Source organism: Kushneria sp. Sum13 (genome assembly GCF_052692355.1).
In genome coordinates this window covers 3624128-3649814 of sequence record NZ_CP199847.1, presented here as the reverse complement: position 1 = coordinate 3649814, position 25687 = coordinate 3624128, and the positions used below count along the sequence as shown (strand labels likewise).

The following is a 25687-nucleotide window of genomic DNA, read 5'->3' as shown; positions in this document are numbered from 1 at the left end:
ACAATTGTATTCATACAATGATTGAGGGGCCATCATGATGTCCGTCAGCTGGTGGGTCTCCGTGACCCTGTTCGCCATTACCATGACCGGTACACCCGGCCCCAATAACGTCATGCTGACGGCCTCCGGCGCCATGTACGGTTTTCGCCGCACCCTGCCCCACATCATGGGCATTCTGCTCGGCGGGATGACGCTCTTTACGCTGATCGCACTGGGGCTGGGCGCGCTCTTTCAGCGCTATCCGCTGATCCAGCAGGGGCTACAGATTGTGGGGGCGCTCTATCTGCTGTATCTGGCCTGGCGCATCGCCAGTGCGCCGCCGCCGCAGTTTGATGCTACAGGTGACGCCCGCCCCCTGACACTGTGGCAGGCGGCCACCTTTCAGTTCGTCAATCCCAAGGTCTGGGTGATGGGACTGACCCTGATGGCCAGCTTTCTACCCGCCCAGGGCACGCTCTGGGCCAATGCGCTGGGGCTTGCCGTGTTCATGGAGCTTATCGCCCTGCCCTGCATCTCACTGTGGGCGGGCTTTGGCATGGTGATTGCGCGCTTTTTGAAGACCCCGCGGGCGTGGCGCCTCTTTAACGTCACCATGGGGCTGATGACTGCCGCCTGCGTGGTGTTCATTGTAAAGTGACACCCATTTTCAACGATCAGCAGGGGCAGCCGCCGCATGAGTGACAGACCCGAAAAACCCGGTGTGACCGTACGTGAGGTGATGGATCAGGATCTTGCCGCCATCCATGCCATCTATGACCACCACGTCCGCCACGGGCTGGGCTCGTTTGAAGAAGTGCCGCCAACGCTTGAAGAGATGACCCGCCGCTGCACGGCCACGCGCGAGGCGGGGCTGCCGTATCTGGTCGCGACACTGGAGGATGAGGTGGTGGGCTACGCCTACGCCGGCTTTTTCCACCCGCGCAGCGCCTACCGCTTCTGTCTGGAGGACTCGGTCTACGTCAGCCACGCTGCCCACGGCCGCGGCGTGGGCAGCGCGCTGTTGAGCGAGCTGCTCACGCGCTGTGAAGCCGGCCCCTGGCGCCAGATGATTGCGCTGGTCGGTGACAGTGACAATCAGGGCTCGATCGCCCTGCACAGGCGCTTTGGCTTTACCCATCAGGGCGTGATCGAGGCGTGTGGCTTCAAGTTCGGCCGCTGGGTCGATGCGGTGATCATGCAGCGCGCGCTCAACGAGGGTGACACGACATTGCCGGACGCCGGCCAGCTGCAAACACCGGGCTAAAGGCGCCTTGCCGAGCCGGACATGACAACGCCATCGACCCTTCAGGTCGATGGCGTTGTTGTTTGATGGCATTGTTGATGGATGCTGTTGTTGATGGATGCGGCGGGCCAGCTACTGCATCAGCGCCCCGCCGGCCTCATCATCAAGCGTAATGCCGGTGACGCCGATCTCCTCTGCCAGTGCCAGCAGATAGTGGCGCAGGGCGCGGCGGGTGGCCTGCTCGCGCAGGGTATGGCGCACCCGATCGACCACCGCCTCCAGCGGCAGTGCCTCGCCCTCGATCTTCTGATCGATCTGCACCAGATGCCAGCCGTAGCGCGAGGCCAGCGGCTGGTCATGCAGCCCCTCGGGCAGGTGTTTGAGGGCATCATCCAGCTCCTTCACGGTCTGCCCGGGTGCCAGTTCCCCCAGCGCCCCGCCGCTCTCCTTCGACGGACAGGCCGAATGGCGCAGGGCGAACTCGTCAAAGCGCTCCGGGTGCTCAAAAAGCTCGTTGAGCAGGGATTCTCCCAGCGTTTTCATCTCGTCACGCGCGGTCTGGTCATCCGGTGCTGCCGGCAGCAGCACATGACGCACGCGGTAGCGCGGTGGCGTGCAAAAGCGGTCGCGATGCGCCTGAAAGTAGCGTTCGCAGGCGGCGTCATCGGGTTCGGGCGTGCTCAGGGCCTGATCCAGCAGCGTGGTCATAGCATCCTGCTCATCCATGGCCACATCGCGCCCCAGCGTGTGCTCGGCCTCCTGACGCAGCAGCTCGCGAATGACCAGCGCCCGCGCCGCCGCCAGCTGCGCGCTTTCCGGCGAATCGGCGCCGTGATACTGCATCTCGGCGGCAATTTCTGCTGGATCGATCGGCGTGTCGCCAACAACGATGGGCGGCAGGGCCAGAGTTGGCGCCTCCGGCAGCGTTTGCGTGTCGATCATCTGCATGGCGGTATCTCCTCAGGCGCGTCGGCGGACCAGCTGATAGCGACGGCCGATATAGCCAAACGGCGCGCTCCAGGCGTGGACCAGACGGGTGAAGGGAAAAATCAGCACGATGGTCAGGCCCACCACGATATGCAGCTTGTAGATCAGCCCCACCTCCATCAGATGGCTGGCGGCATCGGCGCGAAAGAACACGATCGACTGTGCCCACTCGGCCAGCGGCAGCATGACGCTGCCATCCAGGTGATGACGCGCTGCCACGATGGTCAAAAGCCCCAGCGTTACCTGCACCATCAGAAGCGCCAGAATCACGATGTCGGCAGTGCTCGAACTGGCCCTCACGCGTGGATCAAACAGGCGTCGGTGGAGCAGGATCATCCCGCCGATCAGACACAGCACGCCGGCAATGCCGCCGACAATGATCGCCATGATCTGTTTGTTGCCGGGCGTGATCGCCCACTCATAGGCCCAGTGCGGGGTCAAAAGTCCGACCAGATGACCGAAGAAGATCACGATGATGCCAATGTGGAACAAATTGCTGCCCACGCGCATGCGGGCCTTGCTGAGCATCTGGCTTGATCCGGTCTTCCAGGTGTACTGACCGTGATCAAAGCGCAAAAGGCTGCCCAGCAGAAAGACCGTGCCGGCAAGATACGGGTAGAAGCCAAAGAGCAGGGTATGGGTGTAATCCATCATGAGAGATCTCCCGAGACAGGATCGATGACACGTACGGGGTGGGCCTCATCGCGTGCGTTCTGGCGCTGCTGCGCGCGGCGCTGGCCGGCGGCGGACTGCACCGCGCAGTCCTGATCGGAGCTTGCAGAAAAGCGCACGGCCTCCTCTTCCCACACCGCATCGAGTGCCGCCGGCGTGTCGTCGCGTGTTTCCGCGCGCACCTTGTCCTGATGCTCGGTGATCTCGTCCTCGGCCCCGATCAGCGCCAGCAGCGTGGCCGTGGCCAGGGCCTGATCGGCCTCGCGCTCCTCCAGGCGTGCGGTCAGTCGCGCCAGAATATGGGCGATCTCGCCGAGGTGACCGGCGATGCCGGCCTCATCCCGGGTCGAGAGATACTCCAGAAACAGCGGCAGGTAGTCGGGCAGCTCGCGGGCATCGAGCTCAAAGCCCGCCTCGAGGTACTGGGCCAGCAGATCGACCATCGCCTGACCGCGATCGCGCGACTCACCATGGACGTGTTCAAACAGCAGCAGCGAGGTCGCCCGCCCCTTGTCAAAAAGCGCTACATAGTCGGCCTGCAGATCGAGCAGATCGCCCTGGGCGATGCGGCGAATCCATGCCACGAGCGTTTCCCGCCGCAGGGGCGTGAGCCGCGTCTCTGCCTTGATCACCGCCACCATCTCGGGGGCGGCCTGTTGCAGGGCCCTGGTGGGGTAATCCAGCAGCCGTGCCAGAACAATCAGACTACGCATGGCGATCCTCCTCGAACTCAAAGCGCGAGACTTCCGGTTCGTAGTGCGACACCACGGGCTTGACCAGCGTCGAGGTCTGGCGGCGCCCGCCAAAGAGGCTGCCGGGGCTGTCGCCGCCGTTGCAGCCCTGGCCGAAGGTAAAGCCACAGCCGCCGCGCTCCGGGAAGGCGTCGCGGGCCTGCTCGCGGTGGGTCGAGGGAATCACGAAGCGGTCGTCGAAATCGGCCAGCGCCAGGTAGCGATACATCTCCTCGATCTGGGCCTTGGTCAGGCCCACGGCGTCCAGCACCTCGGTGGCTTCACGCCCGTCCACCTGCTGGGCACGCTTGTACAGGCGCATCGCCATCAGCCGCTTGAGGGCACGCACCACGGGCGCCTCTTCACCGGCGGTCAACAGATTGGCCAGATAGCGCACCGGGATGCGCAGCGATTCGATGTCCGGCAGCACGCCATCACTCGGCACGTTGCCCTGATCGAAGGCGGACTGGATCGGCGAGAGCGGCGGCACGTACCAGACCATCGGCAGGGTGCGGTACTCCGGATGCAGCGGCAGGGCCAGCTGCCAGTCGATGGCGAGCTTGTAGACGGGCGAGGCCTGAGCGGCCTTGATAACGTTGTCTTCCACCCCGTCGCGGCGTGCCTGGGCGATCACCTCGGGGTCGTGCGGGTCGAGAAAGATCTCGCACTGGCGATGGTAGAGATCCTGCTCATCGGCACTGGCGGCCACTTCCTCGATACGGTCGGCATCATAGAGCAGTACGCCGAGTGAGCGGATGCGGCCCACGCAGGTCTCCGAGCAGATGGTCGGCTGACCGGACTCGATGCGCGGATAGCAGAAGATGCACTTCTCGGATTTACCGCTTTTCCAGTTGTAGTAGATCTTCTTGTAGGGGCAGCCGGACACGCACATGCGCCAGCCGCGGCACTTGTCCTGATCGATCAGCACAATGCCGTCTTCCTCGCGCTTGTAGATTGCCCCGCTCGGGCAGGACGCCACGCACGCCGGGTTCAGGCAGTGCTCGCAGAGCCTGGGCAGATACATCATGAAGGTGTTTTCAAACTCGCCGTAGATGTCGGCCTGGATGCGATCGAAGTTCTTGTCCTTGCGGCGCTTTTCAAACTCGGTGCCCAGAATCTCCTCCCAGTTCGGGCCCCACTCGATCTTTTGCATGCGTTTGCCGCTGATCAGCGAACGCGGGCGCGCCACTGGCTGATGCTTGCCCTCTCCCGCGCGGTGCAGGTGCTGGTAGTCAAAATCAAACGGCTCGTAGTAGTCATCGATCGCCGGCAGCTCCGGATTGGCAAAGAGTTTCGCCAGCACGCGAAAGCGCCCGCCGATGCGAGGTTCAATGCGGCCATCCTCCCGGCGCAGCCAGCCGCCCTTCCACTTCTGCTGGTTCTCCCACTCCTTTGGGTACCCGATGCCGGGCTTGGTTTCGACGTTATTGAACCAGGCATATTCCATGCCCTCACGACTGGTCCAGACGTTTTTACAGGTCACGGAACAGGTATGACACCCGATACATTTATCGAGATTGAGCACCATGCCCACCTGCGAGCGAATTCTCATAATCACGGCCTCCACGACGATCGCGCATGGACTGCCCGCCACCGGCAGGATGCGCAGTTATGGGGCCAAGCGTGCGCGTGGTGGGCGGTGTTGGTTTTGATGCAGGTCAAGGTGGGTGGGAGCGAGGAAAGAGGCTACCTCTTTGGGGGTAGCGACTATCTATTGAATAAAAAGCTTATAATTCAATAGCTTGCCATGTAATGTAGTATCTAGGGCGTAATTTTTTTTTGAACAGTAGGTTCTTTAGAGATAGCAATTACGCAGATACATAAAAGACTGTTTTTAATCTTAGGAGTACCTAAAGGAATTAAATTTGTGCATCCGTTTGCCGATCTACATTAATCTAAATTAATGTAATAGCCATTAATGTTTGAGGTCGGTGGCATGAAAATAGAAATAGATGATCTTTGCGTAAGCAAAAACGCACAGTTTTATAAACTAAAAAAATCTCTGAGCGTAAGCGCGTTAAAAGCATTGTTTAAAGAAGTATCCCAAAATCGTTCTGGGAACTATCTGTGTAATAAAGTTCGGTCAAGTTATACATCTAATAATAATGTAGTCGTTAAGTATTCACTTCTTTCTTACAAAACAGTAGCAGAACCATCATTCCTTAAGGGTACACAGATTAAAGAGTATAAAGTTGCTTACTTGTTGTTAGTAGAGTTAGATGATGCTGTAGCCGTAATGAAAAAACACGTAGAACCCTTTGCAAACTTTTTTGATGATTTTTTAGAAGAGTTTGACTACGACAATTTTTGTCATTTTTATGGCGATAAGAGTCCTGAGTATGAAAAAATCGCCATGAAAAACATGAGCATTTCTAATGCGGTTATTAGATCGCGATCTTTAGAAGCAAAAAATTTGGACGGGATCATGTCATCAAATTCTTCTAGTAGATCTGTACCTACCAGCTTCAGGATGAAGATTGCCCAAGATGTATATACGCTGACTCCAAATACATCTAGAGTTAGCCATCGGGATAAAAAAGCTGGTTTCGATGAATTAGTTGATTGGCTATCTTTGACCAAGGAAGAAATAAAAATTGTTAATGGTAAGAGTGAATTTTTAAATAATTTCGCAGTTCCTGTTTGTTTAGAAGATATACTAAAGATTCCTCATTCGATCACTGCTATTTTTTTAGATTTGGGAGAGGTCGAAAGAAAGATAGAGAGCGGAGAAGCAAAATTAAAAAAACAAAACGGTGATTACCTGAATCAAAATGAAATCTATAGATTTTTTGATACTTTGAAGTCTCCATTAAAAATTAATAGTAAATCAATTTTTGTGAAAGGAAAGAAAGTAAAAGGAAAAATCCAGTGTTCAAAAAGTTCGATTGCTATTAAAAATACGATTTTGAATGATTTAGTGATAGAAGAGGATGGGGTATCTGAATATAAGCTGTCTAAATTGGTTAATGAGGAAAAGCCGTTTTCTGCTGTTTTTGATAGTCCAAATTACTCATATTATTCTCGCTCTTGCTTTGAAGATAAATCTCTTCTTAATAACATTGACTCTATGCTTACTATTTTCGATGACACCTTTGATTTTTCCAAAGTTAAAAGTGAGAAAGAAAAGAAACATAAAGCTTCGCTCGCAAGATTCCCAGAAAAATCGCTTTTTAGAGCGATCGAGGATGAATATTGTGCTGAGTCTAATGTCGTTTTCTGCGATGACATGAATGATGAATGGGCTGATCATATATCTTTTAATATCAATAGATCAGTGCCAGAAGTTTCCTTTGTGCATTCGAAGTTTGTTATTAAAGACACCTATGGTGCTAGCGCTTTCCACGAAGTTGTTGCCCAAGCATTAAAAAACATTGGACGCACTCAGTCAGATAAAAAATCTTTTAAAGAAAAATACGATAAGAAGTGGTCCAAAATGTATGAGTCTACTCAGATACCTAGGACTATAGGAGCAAATAACTGGAAAGATGTTGAAAATGTGATAGATGTTGTGCAAAAAAATCCAAATGCTATAAAAAAGGTGGTTTTAGCGACGCCATTTTTAAGCAAGTCAAAATTGAGTGATGAAATCGGCCAGTTAAATACAAGGGGGAGATGTAAGCCGCATTATGTTCAGTTGATATGGCTGATAAATACTTTTATAAGTTCTTGTAAGGAGTATGGTGCTCAAGCTTATATTCTTTGTAAAAAGTAGTTATGCCTACTAAAAGGGCGCCTAGCGTTTTTTAACGCCCTTTCATGGTTTTCTATTGAAAGTACTACTTGCCAAAAAGCAGCCAATAAAGCTTGAACCTCTTCACTCAACCCATATCAGCTCCAGCACATGACGAATTCGCTCGCCGTCCCACTCGTAGCCCAGGTGCCGGCCCTGCCGAGTCGCGCTCATAACGGGCGGACGTAGTGCCGCTGCGCACTCACCGCCCAAATCTCTTACGCTGGGATAAACAATGCCATCGGCCCCCTCTTCCCTAAGACGCAAACCAAAGGCCTGCCCTGCCTGCCAGCTTTTGGGTGTCAAAAGAGGCGCGGCTTCCGGGTTATTGCGTAGATCAAACAGCTCGCCCTGCAGATCGGACAGATAGACGCGCTGCTGAAGCTGCATCGGCGGCTCACTGGACTCTCTCATGAACCGTTCCATGTGATAGCGCGTCTCGGCAATGGCGGTGGCCTCGGATAGCGCACAGTAATAGACGCCGAAGCTGCCATCGCTGAAGCGGGAACCCTGTCCGCTGAAGTGGCAGAAGGCCGCCATGACGGGTGTCCAGCCCGGGCCGTAACGCCGATCTTCTTCCGGCACCATATGAATGGCGCCGGCTTCTTCTCTCAGGCGCGCAGACGTCTCGCCCTCCAGCTGATTAAGCAGTGCCCAGTCGTCGGGCTCGGCCACGCGTTCGAACAGATCAATGGGAGGAAAGCGTGAGGGCACCACCCGATAACTGGGCTGCCAGTGCAACGGCGTGCGGGGAAAGCTCATGCGTGACCGCCGCCTCGTGCGCCGTCCAGGTGCTGTCTTACCACATAAAGATCCGACACCAGACCGCTGCGCAGTCGGTCCAGCGGCGCCTGCCCAGAGAACAGCGGATTACGGTTGGCGCGTCGCAGCCAGCTGTCGGCGGCATCACTGCGCGGCAATAAAATCTGCAGGGCCTTGTAGATGCCCAGAATCAGAGACATTCGCTCCATCTGACTCTGGTCCAGATTCGCCTTTTCAGGCGCGCGTTTCCAGCGACGGTAGGTGGCATCAGGCACGCCCAACAGCAGGGCAGCTTCCTGCTCCTTCAGCGCCCAGTCCCTGACAATATTGGGATAGGTGCGCATGACCGCGGCACTCATGTTCTGGCGCTCTTCCGCTGACATTGTCGTAATGGCCATGCGGCTCTCCTTCGATCATATGGCGTTTAATTTGTATTTTACGCCATATGATCGTTTTGTCACTGTGATGCTTCTTCAGCCGGCATCATCTCTGCCTCAATGACCAACAGCCTGAATTTCATTATTCCGGTGTCCCGGTTTGAAAGCATGCGAACCGGTTTTCCAGACCGTGATGAAAGCCACGACAAGCAGGGCCACCAGTACGACAGGGAAGGCGCCTACGCCCCAGGAATCGAGAATTATGCCGCCGATGATCCCACCACCTGCAATCGCGGAGTTCCATGTCACGACATTCATGGAGAGCGCCACATCAGCGCCGCTCCCGGCAGCATCAGCCAGGGCAGTCTGCAGCAATGTGGCAGCACCTCCGAACGTGATGCCCCATACCATCACGCCGATGTAGATGATCGACGGGTTTTGTGTGCTCAAGCCGAATGTAAAAGCGGTGATGGCAAATGCGGCAAGGCTTGTCAGTACTGTGGCCCGCAAATGGCTGTCCACAAGCCTTCCAGCGATCCAGATGCCTGCAAGCGATGCAACGCCAAAGGCAAATAGCGCCAGATCAACCCGCTCGCCGATTCCCGCCTGCTTCACAAAAGGCGCCACATAGGTATAAAGAATGTTATGAGCCAGCATCCACGTTAAAACCACTGCCAGCACTGGCCGCACACCGGGTGTCATGAAGACTTTCCGCAATGGCATGCGATCCGTGGAGGACTGCCCGGGGTAGTCTGGAACCTTGACGATTACCCACACGCTCAACGCAAGGGTCAGGGCGGACATGATCCAGAAAGCTGTACGCCAGCCGAGTGCTGATCCCAGCAAGGTGCCAAGAGGAACCCCCAGGGATAACGCCACGGGAACGCCTACCATCGCGACTGCCATTGCGCGTCCCTGTTGATGTGGCGCCACCATGCGTCTGGCGTAACCAGCAAGAAGACTCCAGGCAAGCCCAGCAGCAACCCCTGCCAAAAATCGGGCCACCAGCGTCAGGACATGGTTGCCGGAGAGCGCCGTCGCCGAGTTGAAAACGAAAAATCCAATGATGGTGAGCAGCAAAACGTTACGCCGCCGCCATCCGCGCGTAGCAATCGTCAGGGGAATCGCTGCCAGCAACGAACCCAGCGCATACACCGTCACCATTTGACCTGCCATGGCCTGGCTGATTCCGAGACCTTCACTGATTTGAGGTAACAGGCCAGCAGGCAGGGTTTCTGTCACGATGCAGATAAAACCTGTCATGGCCAGGGCCAGCAACGCGGCCAATGGAAGCTTGTCGGTCTTCGCCGATGGCGCCTGTGTGGAGAGATTGTTCACGGAAAATATCCTTGTCGAAGTCGGAATCTGGCGCCGGGAGTAAACCCCGGAAAGCTCCATACGATTTATGTATCGATCGGTATATATATTTAGAGCGCCTGTCAGACAGTCGTCAAGGACTTTTATATCAACTAGTATGTAAGTCGCTTTGTGCGCAGAAACGACACGGAGGTGGAAATGGCACGGATGGGACGCCCGAGAGCGTTTGATCGCCAGCAGGCCATCGAGCAAGCGATGCATCTTTTCTGGGAGCAGGGTTATGAAACAACGTCGCTGAGCCAGCTAAAAGCGCAGCTGGGCGGGGGTATCTCTGCACCGAGTTTTTATGCGGCCTTCGGGTCAAAGGAGGCATTGTTCAGGGAAGCTGTTCAGTGCTATCTGGAGAGCTATGCCGGTGTGACAGAGTGCCTGTGGGACGATGCAATACCTCCCAGAGAAGCGGTCGAACTTGCCCTGCGGCGTTCAACGACAATGCAGTGCGATTCCGGACATCCCAGAGGCTGCATGGTTGCCCTGGGCACCATGAGCGCGCCAGGGCCTGAGCATGCTCATGTTGCAGAGCCATTGGCCATTTCACGTGCGCGTACACATGCCGGGTTTGTACGATGCGTGGAGCGTGGAATCGCGACAGGCGAGCTTGCCGAGAATACGGATGCTCATGCCATGGGGACGGCGTTCAATAGTTTCCTGCTGGGTGTATCCATATCAGCGAGAGACGGCATTGATGTGTCGGTCCTGAGTGCCTCTATCACGGGACTCATGAAGCTGTGGGACGTTGCAAGCAATGAGCAGTAGAAACCTTGGATAAATGATCTGCATGCCTTTGCCGTCTTCCATGGCATCCCGACACCCTGCATCGGCGCGACAAGCTGCTGCTCGAGCATCTGTTTCCGGGGCGTCGACCCGGGCCAGGAGTGGTGGGTGGTGGCATGACGCATCAAAAAGCCCCGCCATCGGCGGGGCTTTTCAGGCGTCAGCCACAGGCCGTTATCGATAATAATCGATGATGGCCTGCCCTCGCTCATCGCTTTCTACCTGCACGATAAAGGGGGCATCGGTGGCACCGAGCATATTGCTATCCAGCGTCATGCCCTGATCTTCACCGCCAAATTGAATCGACATCGGATCACCGACGTGGGTGTCGGTAAATTCCTTGAGGGCACCGCTGCACTCGGAAGACTGAACCAGCTCCACCATGACCATGGGCTTTGACGCATCGTCATGATCCAGAGTGAGGTTGCTCACACATTCCTTTTGGATGGGGAGCGTATAGCTGCCGGATTTGAGAACCAGCCCGTCATCGGAGCGGTCGGGCGCTTCACTGGTACAGCCTGACAGCGCAATGACCATGGCGAACATACAAAAACCGGCTTTCATGTGGAGGCACTCTTTTGGCAGGTGAAACGAGGGTTGTACTTCACACTGTAGCCTTGAAAAGCATCGACAGGAGTGACGGGATCATCAATGACCCGAAGGCCTACGGCGTGTAGGGCGACTCAAAAACCTCTTTCATGACGCGAGAAACAATTTTGAAAGGTACGGTGACGTGATCGACCCCGGCAACAAGGGTAAAACTTGATCGCATGCCATGGGCCGATAGCGGCTGCAATCGCTCGTCAAGGCTGCGCGCGTCACGAATCTGCTGGGGCATGTCGCCCTCGGCCAGAATCAGCACCAGGCTGGGCGGATGTTCTGGTGTCTTTCGCATTGCCTTTCGAAACTCGGGTTCCAGCGGCAGCAGGTACTGATCACGCCACCACAGCGACGGACTTGCCGCGACGATGTGAGTAAAAAGAGCGGGCCGCCTGAACATCGTGTAGATCGCGAACATGCCGCCAAACGAGTGACCGAACAGGCTCTGCCGCCGCGAATCGACCGGTAGTTCAGAAGTGACGCGCGGCAGCAGGCGCTGCTCGAGAAAGGCCAGCAGTTCATCCTGCCCGCCCTGAGGGGGCTCGTTGTGTCCGGCGGGCGCCGGCGGCGTGAAATCGTAGGAACGCCGCTGGAAATTGAGCGCCTGCGCCTGCGGATAGCCGACCCCGACGATGATCGTGTCGTGATAGCGCGCGACGGTGTCGCGAGCCGCATGGAAGGCTGGAAAGTAGGCGTTGCCATCGAGCACATAGAGCACCGGATAACCTCCTTGCGGAGGTTCGCCGTCGGGCAGGCTGATCATGATGCGATACGCCCTGCCCTGCGCGTTATGCATCTCCCACTGTTGGGTATGGTCCAGCGTCACCGGGCCAGCGTCGCCGGTTGCGGTATCTGCTCGGACCACGTGGCCCGGGACAGGCGTCATCAGCCAAAGCATGATCAGAATCGTGCTCGTTAAAGCGATACGCATCCGTTCTCGAAATGCAGAGACAATATGCATGAGTCTCTTTTCTCCCCTATTGCCCCTTTCTAAAACCCGAACTCGACCCCGGCATAGAAGGTCCGCCCCGGGGCCGGCTCAAAATAGCGGTCGTTGCTGGCGTTGATGCGGGTGTTGGCAAAATGCTCGCGGTCGAACAGGTTGCGAATGCCGGCGTAGAGATTGAGGCTCGTATCATTGCCAAGCTGCCAGCCTTCACCCGCGCGCAGGTTGATCAGCCAGTAGCTGTCGACGTCCACATCGTTGGCATTGTCGGCCACCATGTCGCCAATGTACTGGGTTTCCAGCGTGGCAAAGCGCTGATCAGTGCCTTCCCACGTCAGCCAGTTGACCCAGGTCTGCTCCGGCAGGCCGGGAATGCGGTTGCTGTCATGGCGCTCGCCTTCATTGTCTTCGAAGCTGTCAAAGCGGTAGTGGGCCAGCGTCAGGGCGCTATCGAGCCGCCAGGCATCAAGGAACTGCCAGCCCAGCGCCACTTCCAGCCCATCGCGGTCGGTGTCGCCAGCGTTCTGGTAGAAATCTCGTCCATCTACTGTGTAAGGCACCAACTCGTCGCGTACCCGCACCGAGAACAGTGCCACATCGTAGTTCAGGCCGTTGTTGAAATGGCCGCGCAGACCGACTTCCCGGTTCCACGCCTTCTGTGGCTCGACGCTAGCGTTGAAGCCGCCGCCTCCGGCGGGGTTGGCAAACTCGGAGAAGGTCGGTGTCTCAAATGAAGTGCCGGTATTCACGTAGGCCTGATGGGTGGGCAGGTAGCGATAGCTCAGCCCCGCCGAGCCGCTCCACTCGTTGAATTCGCGGTCGCCGCTGTCATCGCCGCTGTCGTTGAAGTCATCGTCAATCTTGAGCCTGACGCGGTCATAGCGCGCCCCCAGCGAGGCGGTCCACTGATCGGTAAGGTCGAGATCACCCTGCACAAAAAACCCGGTCGAGGTGGCGGTCTGGGTCTCGTCTTCAGATTTAGCCGACCGATTGCCGTCTACGTCTGAGCCATAGCGGTAGCGATCATCTTCCTGACGTGCTACTTCGATGCCTGCTGCATAGCGCAGTGGCATCTCTGATAGATGAACGGAATCGTGATATTCAGCGCTGGCACCGTAATAGTCACGATCGTAACCAAGCAAATTATCGTCACCGACATAAGGAAGCTGCTGCTCAAAGTTCCGCCAGCTGTAGAAACCCTTCACATAGAGCTCGCCGGGGCCGGCGGAAAGATCCTCGTACTGAAGCCCCACCACCTGCTGATCGACTTCCTGCCCGGAATCTATACGCGTTGGGGAGTAAAAGTTTGAGTTTGCTGTACCACGACGATTTTCACCTACCTGCTCGCGGGTCAGCCCGCCCGGGTCCTCGGAGCGCGGGTTGTCGAGCAGATTGACGATGGCGGTCAGCGCGCGGTCCTCACTCAGCTCGCGGCGCAGTTTGGCATTGAGCAGGTACTTTTCGACCGAGCTGTGGTCACGATAGCCGTCCTGGTTCAACGCCGAGAGGCTGACGTGGTGCGACCAGTCGCCATCGCTGCCACCGGTCTGCAGGGAGGCCTTTTTGTAGCCGTCGCTGCCGCCTTCCACACGCAGGCGGGTGCCCGGGTCCTCGCGGCCGTCGGCGGTGGTCACCGAGATCACCCCGCCGGCGGCGTTGCCGTAGAGCACCGAGGCGGGTCCGCGGATCACCTCAATGCTCTCGGCGCTGTCGAGATCGATCGCATCGATCTGGGCCTGGCCGTCCGGCAGCGTATAGGGAATGCCGTCCATCAGGATGGTGATGCCGCGCACGCCGAAGGGGGCGCGAGCGCCAAAACCGCGGATCGCGATGCGCTGGCCCTGGGCGAAGTTGTCGCGGTTCTGGATGAACACGCCCGGCACCTGGCCGAGCGATTCATCCAGGCGCACCCGCTGCTGGCCGCGCTGAATGCTGTCACGCTCGACGGTCGACACGGCCGCCGGCGTGTCGTAGAGCTCGCGGGCCAGACGCGGGGCGCTGATCACCATGGTCTCCACGGCCTCGGTCGTCTCGATCTCCTCGCCGTGGGCACTCCCCGCCGTCATGGCGCCCGCCAGCGCCAGCAGCAGCGTTCTGCGTGATGTCATGTTGTTCCCTTGAAACCGGTTCTGGTCTTGACGCCGGTTGTGGTCTTGAAACCGATTGTGGTCTTGAAACCGATTGTGGTTTTGAAACCGAGAATGGTGGTGTTGTCGTTATGTTATTGGCTATGGCGCCGAGTCTAGCATCCGACACGGCCAGGCCTCCTTGCGGTTGAGCAAGACTTTTCAATAAGCCGAACAATTCAATTGACGATGTAAAATGATCGTTTTACATTAGGTGTGTAAACAGATCGTTTTACACAAGAGTGTGGTTTCACTCCAGGGAGACGTCATCATGACCATCATGGACAAGCTCGTGACAGCCTCGGAAGCGCTCTTCGACCGCCACGGCTTCACCGCCACCGGTATGGACAAGCTCACTCAGGGTGCGGGCATCTCGAGTCGCACGCTCTACAAACATGCCGGCAGCAAGAACGCACTGATTGCCCGGGTACTCGGCGAACGCGACAAGCGTTTTGCGCGGCGCCTGGAGGTGGAGAGCATCGATGCGCTGTTCAAGGGGCTGGAGGACTGGGTGCGGTTGGAAGGTCGGCGCGGCTGTCTTTTTCTGCGTGCGCTCGGCGAGACCGGCGGCGATACGCCGGAAATCGTGGACGCGGTGCTGGCGCACAAGGCGCGGATCGCAGAGCGTATCGCCGTGCTGGTCGAGCATGACACCGGCCACGCCGATGCGATGTTGACCGAGCAGGTCATCGTGCTTTTCGAGGGGGCCACGGCTGCGGCAGTCTATCGCGGTGAGCAGGCTGTCGCCGCTGCTCGGCAGTCGGCGGCCACGCTGATGGCCGAGGCACGCTCATGAGTCCGGCCATCTATCTGGGAGGCGTCGGGTTCGGGTTGATCGCCGTATGCTACGGCTTTGCCCGCTTCGCCTTCGGGCTCTTTCTACCGCAGATCGATGCCGAGCTCTCGCTGTCTTCAAGCCTGAGCGGGCTGATCTCCGGCGGTGCCTTTCTGGGCTACTGTGTCGCGATTATCCTGTCGGCGTGGCTGACCGAGCGGCTCAGCGCTCGCGTTGTGGCCGTCGGCGCGGCGCTGGTGGCAGCGGTGGGCATGGCCGGCATGGCGATGGCGCCATCGGCACTCTGGCTGGCCGCGGCGGTCATGCTGGCCGGTTCCAGTACGGGGCTGGCCTCTCCACCCATGGCTGCAGCGGTGTCAGCCGCGGTACGTTCCGAGCGACAGGGCGCGACCAACACGGTCATCAATGCCGGCACCGGGGCAGGCGTGGTGATGTCCGGCCTTGTAGCGCTGATGATGGGCGATCAGTGGCGCCTGGCGTTTGCCGCCTTTACCGTCGTTGCCATCGTACTGGCCGTTGCTGTGGCCTTTTGCGTGCCGGCAAAGGCCGGTCGTGACCGCAAAACCGCCGGTGGCCTGCCCGTTCTCGACGGCCCGCTTCGCCGGCTGATGGCGGCCGCCTTTTTAATGGGAGCGGCCAGCACGGCGCTGTGGTCCTTCGGCGGGCAGCTGGTGTCGCTGCGCCTTGACTGGGGAGGCACCGGTGCCGCCCTGCTCTGGCTCACCATCGGCGCGGCCGGGATAGTGGGCGCCGCCGCCGGCACGCTGGTCACCCGGTTTGGGATTGATCGCGTCCATCGGGTCTTTCTGATCGCCCTTGCCGGTGGCATCGTGATGGTGGGCATGGAGGGCACCACGCCGGCCCTGACGCTGGGCGGCGGCCTGTTGTTCGGTCTGGCCTACATCATGATCACCGGGGTCTATCTGGTCTGGGGTGTCTCGGCCCTTCCCGAGCGACCCGCCACCGGACTGATGATCGGCTTTCTGACCATTGCCATCGGCCAGACTGTAGGGGCCCCGATCTTCGGGACGCTGATGGACGCCCTCCCCCCTCATTACGCCGTGCTCATCTTTGCAGCACTGGCCCTGACTGCTGCACTGGCGCGGGCGGGCAAATTACCTGCCACCTGATTCGATGCTCAATGATGCGTACGCTTCAAAAAATCCCTGAGCACCACGGCGTTGTTGCACGCCTCATCCCTTGCGGCGAACAGCAGCGTCAGCCCTTCGTTTTGAGCGTGCTCGCGCAGCGATTGGGCAAGCGTTGAATCCCCTTCGCGCAGCTCCTGGCGATAGGCCGTGTAGAAGTCATCCCAGCGGTCGCGGTCGTGGCCGAACCACTTGACCAGGTCCTTTGACGGGGCGATATCGCGACACCATTCATCAATATGGGCCTCTTCCTTTGCCACGCCGCGGGGCCACATGCCATCCACCAGCACACGATAGCCGTCCTCCCTGTCACGCTCGGCATAAATCCGCTTGAGCTGAATCTGCATGTCGCCTCCTGACGGTGTTGTCATGAATGTGTTGAAACATTAGTCGTCATGAATTCAATCTGCAGGGTGCCTTTTGTCGCACCCGGTGAGGCCGACAACCCCAGAAGGAAACTTAAGAAAAGCACAATACAGGCTTCTTATTGTTATGATATAACTTTGCGATAAAGGACCATCACAACAGCCGGGGGCGTGCGGTCATCATGGCGGCGAATGCGGTATTAAGGGTCGATGAGCTGTGTATCCATGTGGATGGCCAGCCGGTCGTGAGTGATCTCTGCTTTCATGTGGCGGCCGGTGAGCGGGTCTGCCTGCTGGGACCATCGGGGTCGGGCAAGTCGCTGACGGCCAGCGCCATTCTTGGGCTGTCGCCGCGCTCGGTGCAGGTCGATGGCAGCGTGTGCATCAATGGCGTGGAGGTGGCCGACATTCGCGCCACCCGTCGCCCGATGCAGTCACGCTCGGGCATGGTCTTTCAGGACACCCATTCGGCGCTCAACCCGCTGGTCAGCGTCGGTGCGCAGCTGCGCGAGCCCTTCATGCGCTTTCACGGCCTCTCGCGCAAAAGCGCCATGGAAGCGGCCATGGCGATGCTGCGTGGCATGAACATCGAAAGGGCCGAAGAGGCCATGCAGCGCTCGCCGGCCGAGCTTTCCGGCGGGCAGCGCCAGCGTATCTGCATGGCGCTGGCACTGGCCTGCAAGCCGGCGCTGATCGTGGCTGATGAGCCCACCACAGCACTGGATGTGCTCACTCAGCAGGAGGTGTTAAAGCTTCTGCGCGAGTGTACCGGCACGCAGGACACGCCGGCGCTGCTGTTCATCTCCCACGATATCGGCGCGGCCTGCCGCCTGTGTGAGCGTGCCGTCATCATTGATGACGGCCGCCTGGTCGAAAGCAACACGCTGACCCACATCATCGCCAATCCGCAGCATCACTTCTCGCGCCAGTTGGTGCGGGCGCTGCGGGAAAGCGCCCCCGGCATGCCGCCTTATGCCGCCGACTTTGATGCTCTCGAGGGGCTGCTGTGCACGGCGTAGCGTCAGGTGAGGCCCCGCTGCTGTGTGCCACCGGTCTCTACAAGCACCTGCATTCGCCGAGCCTGGCGTTCTGGCGTACGCGCCGGCCGCTCACGATTCTGCGTGACATCCATCTTTCGATTCAGCCCGGCGAGCGCATCGGGCTTGCCGGCGTGTCCGGTGCGGGCAAAACGACGCTTTTGAACCTGCTGCTGGCGCTCAAGGGCGCCGATGCCGGCACCATCACCTGTCAGGGTCGAGTGGTGCGCCCGGCCTCCGTGCGGGCGCTGCGCTGGTATCGCCGTCAGGTGCAGTACATCCCTCAGGATCCGGCCTCTTCACTCGACCCGCGCATGAGCGTGCGCGACCTGATCCGTGAGCCGCTGGTCCGCCTGAACGTGGTCGATAACCACACCCGGCGCATCGATGAGGCGCTGGACCGGGTAGGGCTGGATCAGACGTTGCTGCGCGCCCTCCCCGGGGCGCTCTCCGGCGGGCAGGCGCAGCGCGTGGCCATTGCCCGCGCCGTGGCCCTGCGCCCGCGACTGCTGCTCGCCGATGAGCCGCTCAGCGGGCTGGACCTGCCGGTGCGCGCCCGGGTCATGCAGCTGTTTGACGACATGAGCTGCCTGGATGGCACGGCCTTTTTGATCATCTCTCATGATCTCTCGGTCATGCCCCGGCTCTGCGAGCGCACCCTGATTCTGCATGACGGCGCCATCATCGAGGACCGGCCCACGACGGCCCTGTTTGACGCCCCCGAGCATGACCATACCCGGGCGCTGGTGCGGGCGGCGTATCAGGATCACGCCATCACCGCGATGGTGCCCGCGCCGGCTGCCACGTCCCTTTACCCCGTGCCCTGATACCGATTGTCCAGGAGATCCGTTTTGACCCTTCGTCGCGCGTTTTATCTATCCTTCGGCGCCCTGTCACTGGCCCTGCTGGCCGGCTGCCAGCAGGAAGAACCCACCCGGGAAGATTCGGCCAGCGCCGACAGCAAGCGCCTGCGGGTCGCCATGTTGCAGCCGCCGCGCTCGGGGTTGAACCCGCTCACCGATGACGCCTTCAAGCTCTCGCGCTGGCGCACCGCCGAGACGCTGGTGCGGCTGGATGACGACAATGATCCGCAGCCGTTTCTCGCCACCGACTGGGCGCAGCTCGATGAGCGCACCTGGCGCTTTGAAATTCGCGACAACGTCACCTTCCACGATGGCACGCCCCTGACGGCCGAACAGGTTGTGCGCGCGCTGACGGCGGCCACCCACGCCACGCCCCGACCGCGCATCCTCGATGGCGTGACAATGACCATCGAGGCCGACGGTGACCATGCCGTGCGGGTACGCACCGAAACGCCTGACCCGTTGGTGCCCAATCGCCTCTCCAGCCCACAGCTGGCGATCATGGCGGCGAAGGCCTACGGCGAGGATGGCCGGGTCAACCCGATCGAAGCCGGTACCGGGCCGTTTGTACTCAAGGAAATCAATGGCACCCAGAGTGCCCGGCTCGATCGTTATGACGACTACTGGGGCGAACGTGCCGAACTGGCCGGCATCGACGCCGACTACGTGCCTGATGGCACTGCCCGCGCGGCGGCCCTGCGCACCGGCACCGCCGATGTGGCCGAGGCCGTGCCGGTCTCCCAGGTCGCGCTGATTGACCCGGAGCTGGTCCATGAGGTGCCGATGCCGCGCACCAACACGCTCTATCTCAACACCGAGCGCGGCGTGTTCAGCGACCCGACGATGCGCGCCGCGGCCCGTGAAGCACTCGACCAGGCAGCGATCGTCAGAACGGTCTATGAAGGGCGCGCCGATGAGGCGAAGGGCCTGCTGGGGCCGGCACTGGCCTGGGCTGATGGCCTGCGCTCGCCGATCGAGGGCCGCACGGATGCCGCTGACCCGAATGGCGCCAGTATCACGCTGGGGACCTTTACCGACCGCGCCGAGCTGCCGGAAGTGGCGGTGCTGCTGGAGCAGCAGCTCGAAGCCGCCGGTTTTGACGTGCACCAGGAGGTGCGCCAGTACGCCCACATCGAATCCGACATGCTCTCCGGTCAATTCGACGCCTTTATCCTGTCGCGCGCCACCATGCTCGACTCCGGTGATCCGGTCGCCTACATGTACAGCGACTTTGCCTGTGAAGGCTCCTTCAACATCGCCCAGCTTTGCGACCCGGCGGTGGATGAAGCGCTGGCCCGTGCCGCTGACCTGCCCACCGGCCCCGAGCGTCGCCAGGCGATCATCGACGCCGAGGCCGCCATTTTGAAAACGGACGCCGCCGTGCCGATGCTGCATGAGCGCGTGATCCAGGGTGAAGCCGCGCGAGTGGCAAATACTGTGCGCGACCCACGCGAGCGCGAACTGATCACCGAGCACACGCGCCTTGATGGCGCCTCTCGTTAAGGCGGCGGTCATGAGCACGTCAGGTGTGACTACTGCCCCCTTTTATGCCCTGGTGCCAAGCCTGCGCATTCTGGTGCCTACCCTCTCGCGGCTGGTGACGCTGTCTGCCGTGGTGGTACTGGTGGGGCTGCTGCCTTGGCTTTCCGGGCGTGATCCGGCGTTGAGCATCCTGCGTGCCCGCGCCGGCGATCAAAATCCGACGCCGGAAGCGCTGGACGCCATTCGTGTCCAGCTGGGGCTTGATATGGGCCCGTGGGAGAAGCTCGGCCACTGGCTCTGGGGCCTTGTGCACGGTGACGCCGGGATCTCGTGGATTTCGGGCGGGCCGGTGCTGCCCGGCATGCTGTCGGCCACCGGGGTCTCGCTGGTGCTGATGCTCGGGGCCCTGCTGGTGGCGCTGGTGACCACCGTGGCGCTGTGCGTGAGCGCCGTTCGCCGCGGGCTGATCGGCGAGCCGGTGCCCACCTCCGGGGCCGTGGGCGCCACGCTCACCGCCCTGCCGGAGTTTCTGCTCGCCGCGATCCTGTTGGTGGTCTTTGCTGCCGGGCTCAACTGGCTGCCGCCCTATGGCTGGGGCGAGTGGCGCCATATGGTGCTGCCTTCGCTGGCGCTCGGGCTGCCGGCCGGCGGGCTTTTGGGGCGACTGTTCAGTGACGGTCTGACGGCGAGTTTTTCCGAGCGCTGGGTCGCGACCTGGCATGTGGCGGGTTTTGGCCGGCGGCGCATTGCGCTGGCCGTGCTCAAGCGCACCCTGCCCAGTCTCATGCCGCAGGTGGGGCTGGTGGTCGTCGGGCTGACCGGCGGGGCGATTGCCGTTGAACAGGTGTTCTCGATTCCCGGTCTGGGGCGGGCCACCCTGGGGGCCGCCTCGGCGCAGGACATGCCGGCGCTGCAGACCGGTATCGTGCTACTGCTGGCGATTGCCGTGGTGCTCGGCGGCGCGGCGGGGCTTGTCCGCACGCTGATGCTTGGGCAGACCCTGCGCGCCGGCGCCATTCCCGTGACCCGCCATGAGTCTCACCGCGGGCGCTGGCAGTGGCTGGTGCCGGCGGTGGTGGCGCTCGCGCTGGTGATCATTATTGTCGCCGGCATGGGGCGCGACCCGCTCACCTCCAGCTACCTGCGTCTGCAGACGCCGAGTCTGGCCCTGCCGCTGGGCGCCGATGGCACCGGGCGCGATATTCTTGCCCGCGTCAGCCACGGGGCGCTGTCGACCATGGGCATGGCGCTGGTCGTGGTCACCATCACCTTTGTGCTGGGTCTGTTGATCGGGCTGGCGCCGCGGCTGGCGGCCGGGCCCATCGAGGTCACCAACGCCGCCCCGCCGGTGATTGCCGGTCTGATCGTGGCCGGTGTGATGGGCCCCAGCACCAGCGGCGCCATCATTGCGGTCACGCTGGTGAGCTGGGCGCCGCTGGCGGCGCACACGGCAGCGCTGGTGAGCGAAGTGCAGGGCCAGGCGCACGTGCGCATCACGCCCATGCTTGGGGTGGGGCGTCTGCGGCTTCTCACCCGCTATGTGCTGCCGGCGGTGATCGGCCCGGTCTTTCGTCACGCCATGCTGCGCCTGCCCGGGATTGCGCTGGCCCTTGCCGCGCTTGGGTTTCTGGGCCTCGGCCCCCGTCCGCCGGCACCAGAGTGGGGGTTACTACTCGCCGAAGGCATTCCCTATCTGGAGCGCGCCCCCTGGGCGGTGCTGGTCCCGGCGCTGGCACTGGTACTGATGTCGATTCTGGCGGTGTCGCTGTCGAGCCTCTGGCGGCGCGGCTGAGCGCCCGGGTTGAGACAGGCTGAAAAGAAAGGCGCCCCTGCTGCGAGGGGCGCCTTTTTGCCGGGGGATGGAAGCTGCCGGTTTATGACCCTGCCCGACTACCCCTTTACCGGTGCCTGCACGCTGTCGGTGCCTTCGCCATCCAGCCAGTTGATGTGGTGCATGCGCCGCACCACCACGAACTCGTCGCGGTTGGAGCCGACGGTGCCGTAGTAGTTGAAGCTGTACGAGAGCTGGGCGTAGCCGCCGATCATGTGCGTGGGCTTGGGACACACGCGGGTGACCGAGTTGTGAATGCCGCCGCGGGTGCCACTGATCTCCGAGCCCGGCACGTTCACGATCCGCTCCTGGGCGTGATACATCATCGCAAGGCCCGGCTTGACGCGCTGGCTGACCACCGCCCGTGCGGCAATCGAGCCGTTGGCGTTGTAGAGCTCGATCCAGTCGTTGTCCTCCACACCGAGCGACTTCGCATCGTCTTCGGAGAGCCAGACGATTGGCCCGCCGCGCGACAGCGTGAGCATCAACAGGTTGTCCGAATAGGTGGAGTGAATGCCCCACTTCTGGTGCGGGGTAATCCAGTTGAGCACCCGCTCGGGGTTCTGGTTGCCATCGGGACACTTGATACCGGCCATCGCGGCGCGGGTATCGATCGGCGGGCGATAGGTCAGAAGGCTCTCGCCAAAGGCACGCATCCAGGCGTGATCCTGATAGAACTGCTGGCGACCGCTCAGGGTGCGCCACGGGATCAGTTCGTGGACGTTGGTGTAGCCGGCGTTATAGGAGACGTGCTCATCTTCAAGGCCCGACCAGGTGGGGCTCGAGATGATCTTGCGCGGCTGGGCCACCACATCACGAAAGCGGATTTTCTCCTCATGCTTGGGCAACGCCAGGTGGGCGTGTTCACGCCCGGTGATTTTCGAGAGTGCCTCCCAGGCGCGCACCGCCACCTTGCCGTTGGTTTCCGGGGCCAGGGTCAGAATCATTTCGGCGGCATCAATGGCGCTGTCGATGATCGGGCGCCCCTTTGCCGGGCCTTCGGCCTTGCAGCGGTTGAGCTGACCCAAAAGCTCGATCTCGGGGCCGGTGGGCCAGCTGATGCCCTTGCCGCCGTTGCCCAGCGTGTCCAGCAGTGGTCCGACCGAGGTGAAACGTTCATAAGTGGCCGGGTAGTCGCGCTTGACCGCAATCAGATGCGGCATGGTGTGGCCGGGAATGGGCTCGCACTCGCCGCGCTTCCAGTCGCGCACCTCGACCTGGGCCAGCTCGCCGGGGGAGTCATGCTGCATGGGCTGGGTGACCAGATCGGTCTCCTCGCCCAGATGCCCCACGCACACCCTTGAAAAGGCCTTTGCGATGCCCTTGTAGATCTCCCAGTCGCTGCGGGATTCCCACGCCGGATCGGTGGCCGCCGTCAGCGGGTGAATGAAGGGATGCATGTCGGAGGTGTTGAGGTCGTCCTTCTCGTACCAGGTGGCCGTAGGCAGCACCACGTCGGAGTAGAGACAGGTGGTCGACATGCGAAAATCGAGCGTCACCAGCAGGTCGAGCTTGCCCTCGGGGGCGTCATCACGCCATTCGACTTCTTCCGGCAGCGCCCCGCCCATCTCGCCAAGGTCCTTGCCCTGCAGGCCGTGGGTAGTGCCGAGCAGATACTTGAGCATGTACTCGTGGCCCTTGCCGGAGCTGCCCAGCAGGTTCGAGCGCCACACGAACAGGTTGCGGGGGAAATTCTGCGGGCTGTCCGGGTCTTCCGAGGCAAAGCGCAGATCGCCGCTTTTGAGCTGGCTGATCACATAGTCGTTGAGCGGTTGCCCGGCGGCCTCTGCAGCACCGGACAGGTGCAGCGGATTGGTGTCCAGCTGTGGCGCAGACGGCAGCCAGCCCATGCGCTCGGCGCGCACGTTGAAATCAATCAGGCTGCCGGAGTACTCCTCGCGCCGGGCCAGCGGCGAAAGCAGGTCCTTGATCTCGACCTTCTCAAAGCGCCACTGGCTTGAGTGGTTGTAGAAAAACGAGGTGCCGTTCATGTGGCGCGGCGGGCGGTTCCAGTCCAGTCCGAACGCCAGCGGTGTCCAGCCGGTCTGCGGGCGCAGCTTCTCCTGGCCCACGTAGTGCGCCCAGCCGCCGCCGGTCTGACCGATACAGCCGCACAGGATCAGCATGTTGATCAGGCCGCGGTACTGCATGTCCATGTGGTACCAGTGGTTGAGCCCGGCACCGACGATGATCATTGAGCGACCGCGGGTTTTATCCGCGTTGTCGGCAAACTCGCGCGCCAGTCGGGAGATCTGCGCTGCCGGCACGCCGGTGATCGCCTCCTGCCAGACCGGAGTATAGGGGCGCATCTGATCCAGTGAGGTGGCGCCGTCGTCTTCGCCGGTCTCGCCATCGCTGAGTCTGAGGCCCTGGTCAATGCCGTAGTTGGCCACCATCAGATCAAATACCGTGACCGCCAGCACCTGGCGCCCGTCCGCCAGGGTCAGCTGTTTGGCCGGCAGATGATGGTAAAGCACGTCGTTGCCATCGACGTGGTTGAAGTAGTCATGGCGGATGTGGCCAAAGTAGGGGAAGCCGACCCGCACGACCCGATCATGGGCGGGGACCAGCGACAGGCGCAGGTGAATGTCATCGCCGTCCGCGTCGCGCTGCTCCAGATTCCAGCGGCCCTGGCCCGCCTCTGCCTCACCCCAGCGAAAGCCGATCGAGCCACGCGGCACCACCAGCTGGTCGCGCGTCTCATCCCAGGCGACTGTCTTCCATTCGGGATTGTTGTCCTGACCGAGTGCGGCATCAAAATCGGCGGCGCGCAGCTGGCGGCCGGGCACGAAGCTGCCATCCTCGCGCGCTTCCAGCTCGACCAGCATCGGCATATCGGTATAGCGGCGCACGTAGTCGGTGAAGTACTCGCTTTGTCGGTCGAGGTAAAACTCCTTCAGGATCACGTGGCCCATTGCCATGCCCAGTGCCGAGTCGGTGCCCTGGGTGGGGCTGATCCACTCATCACACAGCTTGGCAACTTCGGCGTAGTCCGGCGTGATCGCGACCGTCTTGGTGCCCTTGTAGCGCACTTCGGTGAAAAAGTGCGCATCCGGCGTGCGCGTCTGCGGCACGTTGGAGCCCCAGGCGATGATGTAGTTCGAGTTGTACCAGTCGGCGGATTCCGGCACGTCGGTCTGCTCGCCCCAGGTCTGCGGGCTGGCCGGCGGCAGGTCGCAGTACCAGTCATAAAACGACAGGCACACCCCGCCAATCAGCGACAGATAGCGCGCGCCGGCGGCGTAGGAGACCATCGACATGGCCGGGATCGGCGAGAATCCGATGATGCGGTCCGGCCCGTACTGTTTGGCGGTGTAGACGTTGGAGGCCGCCACCAGGGTTTCCATCTCCTGCCAGTCGGCGCGCACGAAGCCGCCCATGCCGCGCAGGCGCTTGTACTGCGCGGTCCTGGTTGGGTCCTCCACGATCGAGGCCCAGGCATCGACCGGGTCCGGGTGCTGTTCGAGCGCTTCGCGCCACAGCCGGATCAGCGCCTTGCGTACCAGCGGATACTTGAGCCGGTTGGCGCTGTAGAGATACCAGGAGTAGCTCGCCCCGCGCGGGCAGCCCCGGGGTTCATGGTTGGGCAGGTCCGGGCGGGTACGCGGATAGTCGGTCTGCTGGGTCTCCCAGGTGACCAGGCCGTTCTTGACGTAGATCTTCCAGCTGCACGAGCCGGTGCAGTTCACCCCGTGGGTGGAGCGCACCACCTTGTCATGCTGCCAGCGGGCGCGATAGCCGTTCTCCCACTCGCGGCTCTCTTCGCGCACTTCGCCGTGGCCGCCCGCAAATGAGGTGCGGATCTTTTTCATGTACTGCAGTCGGTCGAGAAAATAGCTCATGGGTCAGTCTCCTTGGGCG

General features: G+C 60.6%; 22 protein-coding genes. 10 read left to right on the top strand and 12 right to left on the bottom strand.

The features are described from left to right. Positions 1 to 37 precede the first annotated feature (37 nt). Positions 38 to 637: a LysE family translocator gene (locus tag ACUN8C_RS16820; RefSeq protein ID WP_445621880.1), complete on the top strand. Its 600-nt coding sequence runs from the start codon at positions 38 to 40 to the stop codon at positions 635 to 637. 36 nt (positions 638 to 673) lie between these two features. After that, on the top strand, positions 674 to 1243 hold the full coding sequence (locus ACUN8C_RS16815; protein WP_445620303.1) for a GNAT family N-acetyltransferase: 570 nt from the start codon (positions 674 to 676) through the stop codon (positions 1241 to 1243). 111 nt (positions 1244 to 1354) lie between these two features. Here the strand turns inward: ACUN8C_RS16815 and ACUN8C_RS16810 are convergent, their stop codons facing one another. The 4 genes from ACUN8C_RS16810 to narH are packed head-to-tail and all read right to left on the bottom strand — an operon-like array spanning position 1355 to position 5164. Continuing rightward, positions 1355 to 2170 (bottom strand): peptidylprolyl isomerase, encoded by an 816-nt coding sequence (locus ACUN8C_RS16810; protein ID WP_445620302.1) that lies wholly within the window; start codon positions 2168 to 2170, stop codon positions 1355 to 1357. A 12-nt stretch (positions 2171 to 2182) separates the two neighbouring features. Continuing rightward, complete coding sequence (gene narI, locus ACUN8C_RS16805; RefSeq protein ID WP_108841986.1) at positions 2183 to 2860, bottom strand: respiratory nitrate reductase subunit gamma; 678 nt, start codon at positions 2858 to 2860, stop codon at positions 2183 to 2185. After that, entirely contained in the window at positions 2860 to 3594 is a 735-nt protein-coding gene (gene narJ, locus ACUN8C_RS16800) for a nitrate reductase molybdenum cofactor assembly chaperone (RefSeq protein ID WP_445620301.1), read from the bottom strand. Before narJ ends, narI begins: the two co-directional genes overlap by 1 nt. Then, on the bottom strand, positions 3587 to 5164 hold the full coding sequence (gene narH, locus ACUN8C_RS16795; protein WP_445620300.1) for a nitrate reductase subunit beta: 1578 nt from the start codon (positions 5162 to 5164) through the stop codon (positions 3587 to 3589). The genes narJ and narH overlap by 8 nt, the downstream gene beginning before the upstream one ends. A 384-nt stretch (positions 5165 to 5548) precedes the next feature. On the opposite strand from narH, the gene ACUN8C_RS16790 reads away from it, so the two are divergent. Then, complete coding sequence (locus ACUN8C_RS16790) at positions 5549 to 7324, top strand: hypothetical protein (RefSeq protein WP_445620299.1); 1776 nt, start codon at positions 5549 to 5551, stop codon at positions 7322 to 7324. A 102-nt stretch (positions 7325 to 7426) separates the two neighbouring features. Here the strand turns inward: ACUN8C_RS16790 and ACUN8C_RS16785 are convergent, their stop codons facing one another. From ACUN8C_RS16785 to ACUN8C_RS16775, 3 genes are all read right to left on the bottom strand, one after another. Next, positions 7427 to 8104 carry an RES family NAD+ phosphorylase gene (locus ACUN8C_RS16785; protein WP_445620298.1) on the bottom strand — a complete coding sequence of 226 codons (678 nt, stop codon included), beginning with the start codon at positions 8102 to 8104 and terminating at the stop codon, positions 7427 to 7429. Further along, positions 8101 to 8502, bottom strand: coding sequence for an MbcA/ParS/Xre antitoxin family protein (locus ACUN8C_RS16780; protein ID WP_445620297.1), 402 nt, complete (start codon positions 8500 to 8502; stop codon positions 8101 to 8103). Before ACUN8C_RS16780 ends, ACUN8C_RS16785 begins: the two co-directional genes overlap by 4 nt. A gap of 96 nt (positions 8503 to 8598) precedes the next feature. Further along, positions 8599 to 9819, bottom strand: a complete 1221-nt coding sequence (locus ACUN8C_RS16775) for an MFS transporter (RefSeq protein ID WP_445620296.1) — start codon at positions 9817 to 9819, stop codon at positions 8599 to 8601. Between the two features lie 177 nt (positions 9820 to 9996). Between ACUN8C_RS16775 and ACUN8C_RS16770 the strand changes: the two genes are divergently transcribed. Continuing rightward, positions 9997 to 10614, top strand: a complete 618-nt coding sequence (locus ACUN8C_RS16770) for a TetR/AcrR family transcriptional regulator (protein ID WP_445620295.1) — start codon at positions 9997 to 9999, stop codon at positions 10612 to 10614. 192 nt (positions 10615 to 10806) lie between these two features. Here the strand turns inward: ACUN8C_RS16770 and ACUN8C_RS16765 are convergent, their stop codons facing one another. The 3 genes from ACUN8C_RS16765 to ACUN8C_RS16755 all read right to left on the bottom strand — a co-directional run bounded on the left by ACUN8C_RS16765 (position 10807) and on the right by ACUN8C_RS16755 (position 14286). After that, on the bottom strand, positions 10807 to 11196 hold the full coding sequence (locus tag ACUN8C_RS16765; RefSeq protein ID WP_445620294.1) for a hypothetical protein: 390 nt from the start codon (positions 11194 to 11196) through the stop codon (positions 10807 to 10809). Positions 11197 to 11296: 100 nt separating this feature from the next. Then, on the bottom strand, positions 11297 to 12193 hold the full coding sequence (locus ACUN8C_RS16760; RefSeq protein WP_445620293.1) for an alpha/beta hydrolase: 897 nt from the start codon (positions 12191 to 12193) through the stop codon (positions 11297 to 11299). A 29-nt stretch (positions 12194 to 12222) separates the two neighbouring features. Then, positions 12223 to 14286: a TonB-dependent receptor family protein gene (locus tag ACUN8C_RS16755; protein ID WP_445620292.1), complete on the bottom strand. Its 2064-nt coding sequence runs from the start codon at positions 14284 to 14286 to the stop codon at positions 12223 to 12225. Positions 14287 to 14575: 289 nt separating this feature from the next. Between ACUN8C_RS16755 and ACUN8C_RS16750 the strand changes: the two genes are divergently transcribed. Beyond that, complete coding sequence (locus tag ACUN8C_RS16750) at positions 14576 to 15100, top strand: TetR/AcrR family transcriptional regulator (RefSeq protein ID WP_445620291.1); 525 nt, start codon at positions 14576 to 14578, stop codon at positions 15098 to 15100. Beyond that, positions 15097 to 16230 carry an MFS transporter gene (locus ACUN8C_RS16745; RefSeq protein ID WP_445620290.1) on the top strand — a complete coding sequence of 378 codons (1134 nt, stop codon included), beginning with the start codon at positions 15097 to 15099 and terminating at the stop codon, positions 16228 to 16230. Before ACUN8C_RS16750 ends, ACUN8C_RS16745 begins: the two co-directional genes overlap by 4 nt. An 8-nt stretch (positions 16231 to 16238) precedes the next feature. Here ACUN8C_RS16745 and ACUN8C_RS16740 read toward each other — a convergent pair whose 3' ends face one another. Continuing rightward, a complete protein-coding gene (locus tag ACUN8C_RS16740; RefSeq protein WP_445620289.1) occupies positions 16239 to 16595 on the bottom strand; it encodes a DUF488 domain-containing protein in 357 nt (118 codons plus the stop codon). A 200-nt stretch (positions 16596 to 16795) separates the two neighbouring features. Here ACUN8C_RS16740 and ACUN8C_RS16735 point away from each other — a divergent pair, with 200 nt between their 5' ends. From ACUN8C_RS16735 to ACUN8C_RS16720, 4 genes are read left to right on the top strand one after another with little or no spacing between them, the layout of a single operon-like run. After that, complete coding sequence (locus ACUN8C_RS16735) at positions 16796 to 17632, top strand: ATP-binding cassette domain-containing protein (protein WP_445620288.1); 837 nt, start codon at positions 16796 to 16798, stop codon at positions 17630 to 17632. Continuing rightward, positions 17620 to 18477: an ABC transporter ATP-binding protein gene (locus ACUN8C_RS16730; RefSeq protein ID WP_445620287.1), complete on the top strand. Its 858-nt coding sequence runs from the start codon at positions 17620 to 17622 to the stop codon at positions 18475 to 18477. Before ACUN8C_RS16735 ends, ACUN8C_RS16730 begins: the two co-directional genes overlap by 13 nt. A 24-nt stretch (positions 18478 to 18501) precedes the next feature. Beyond that, positions 18502 to 20016 (top strand): ABC transporter substrate-binding protein, encoded by a 1515-nt coding sequence (locus ACUN8C_RS16725; RefSeq protein ID WP_445620286.1) that lies wholly within the window; start codon positions 18502 to 18504, stop codon positions 20014 to 20016. Between the two features lie 10 nt (positions 20017 to 20026). Further along, complete coding sequence (locus ACUN8C_RS16720; protein ID WP_445620285.1) at positions 20027 to 21787, top strand: ABC transporter permease subunit; 1761 nt, start codon at positions 20027 to 20029, stop codon at positions 21785 to 21787. A 98-nt stretch (positions 21788 to 21885) separates the two neighbouring features. On the opposite strand, the gene ACUN8C_RS16715 is transcribed toward ACUN8C_RS16720, so the two are convergent. Further along, positions 21886 to 25668 carry a nitrate reductase subunit alpha gene (locus ACUN8C_RS16715; protein ID WP_445620284.1) on the bottom strand — a complete coding sequence of 1261 codons (3783 nt, stop codon included), beginning with the start codon at positions 25666 to 25668 and terminating at the stop codon, positions 21886 to 21888. Positions 25669 to 25687 lie beyond the last annotated feature (19 nt).